Below are 1,501 nucleotides of genomic sequence, written 5' to 3'. Positions count from 1 at the left end.
GAAAGAGCCTGAGGCGGAGAACCGCCAGGCTACCCCGGCTACTTAGCGCGGCGCATGAAGTGGCGCGGCCCGCTCGGGAAACATCGACGGCTGCTGCGGCGTGCCCGCGGGCGGGTCCTGGAACAGCGACGGCTGGCCGGGCATCTGCGGCTTGCCCTGCGCGAGGACCTGCCCCTGCATCAGCGCCTGTCCGGTCGCCGCGAACTTCCAGTCCGACACGTGCTGCTTGTTCTCGAAACCGGAAAAGCGCTTGTCGAAATTCGCCACCTTCAGCGGCTTCGCCTTCGACAGGCTGTACACCGCCAGCACGCCGCGCCGGTCGCCGGGATTGGCCCACACGATACCCCACTCGGCCTTGCCCGTCAGCGGGTCGACGAAGATCTTGCGCAGATGCCGGCGCACGCCGGGAAAACGCGGATCCTTCAGCAGTTCCTGCAGCGACGGCGGCTGCGCCGGCTGGCCCTTCGGCGTCGCTTCGGCGTACGTGCGCAGCGCTTCGCCGAACGCGGCGCCGATGTCCAGCAGTTCTTCCTCGGCGGCCGCGCGCCGCAGCAGCGCGTCGACCTTCAGCGTGGCCGCGCCGACGAGGCCGATCACGGTCACGAGGATGATGAGGCCGAGGTAAGTAAAACCGCCCTCGCGCCGCGGCGTCCTACCATTCCGCATACGGCTTGCCGTTGCGGCCCGTGCCCGGCGCGCCGCTGTGGATGTCGTGGATGCCGCCCTTGTCGCCATCCTCGGGCGGGACGACCGTCCAGGCCGAATCGCTGTCCGCGATCGGATCGAACGGCAGCGCCGGCAGGTATTTTTTCTCGACGAGCTGCTGCAGCGAATCCGGGTAGCGCCCCGTGTCCTCGTAAAACTGGTCGATGACGGCACGCGTGTTGCGCAGGTTCTCGGCCAGGATGGTCTCCTTGGTGCTGTCGACCTTCGGGAAGAAACGCGGCGCCGCGAGCGTGAGCAGCAGCGCCACGATGCCCAGCACCACCAGCAGTTCGATCAGGGTAAAACCCCGTTGTCGTTCGAGGTTCATGTCTTCACCAGCGGTTGTAAGGGATGCCGTTCAGCCCGACCTTGCCCGAGGTCGAGTAGACGTCGTACACGTCGTCGCCCTCTTTCGGCTCGTCCGGCTCGCTGGCGTAGCTGCGCTTGCCCCACGTCTCCGCATCCTTCAGGTCGGGGTCGCCGTTGAACGGGTCACGCGGCAGGCGGCGCAGAAAATAAATCTTCGCCTTCTTCGGGCTGCGCTGGTCCGGCACGCCCTCGACCAGCACTTCCAGCTTCGGCGGATAACCGCTGGCGCCGGCCTGGCGGGCCACGCGACCTTCGTCGCCGGCCTTCTTGTAGGCGTCGAGGGCGGCGCGGATCTCGCGCAGCGCCACGCGCAATTCCTGTTCGTGGCGGCGCTGCAGCGCGATCTGCGCGGTTGGCACCACCAACGTGCCGAGCAGCGCCAGGATCGCGAGCGTGACGAGCAGCTCGATCAGGGTAAAGCCGCGCC

Annotated in this window: 3 protein-coding genes; all 3 read right to left on the bottom strand. The window is 67.6% G+C overall.

The genetic code is table 11. The annotated features are described in order from the left end of the window. Positions 1-42 precede the first annotated feature (42 nt). Positions 43-666 carry a type II secretion system protein gene (locus tag ACEN88_RS31465; protein WP_413346055.1) on the bottom strand — a complete coding sequence of 208 codons (624 nt, stop codon included), beginning with the start codon at positions 664-666 and terminating at the stop codon, positions 43-45. Further along, positions 653-1,033, bottom strand: a complete 381-nt coding sequence (locus tag ACEN88_RS31460; protein WP_413346053.1) for a type II secretion system protein — start codon at positions 1,031-1,033, stop codon at positions 653-655. Before ACEN88_RS31460 ends, ACEN88_RS31465 begins: the two co-directional genes overlap by 14 nt. A 4-nt stretch (positions 1,034-1,037) precedes the next feature. Further along, positions 1,038-1,501: type II secretion system protein (locus tag ACEN88_RS31455; protein WP_413346051.1), on the bottom strand; the 464-nt coding region annotated here is incomplete at its 5' end.

This window comes from Massilia sp. CT11-108 (assembly GCF_047302915.1).
Lineage (GTDB): Bacteria > Pseudomonadota > Gammaproteobacteria > Burkholderiales > Burkholderiaceae_D > Telluria > Telluria orientalis.
This window is presented reverse-complemented; position numbering and strand designations above follow the sequence as displayed.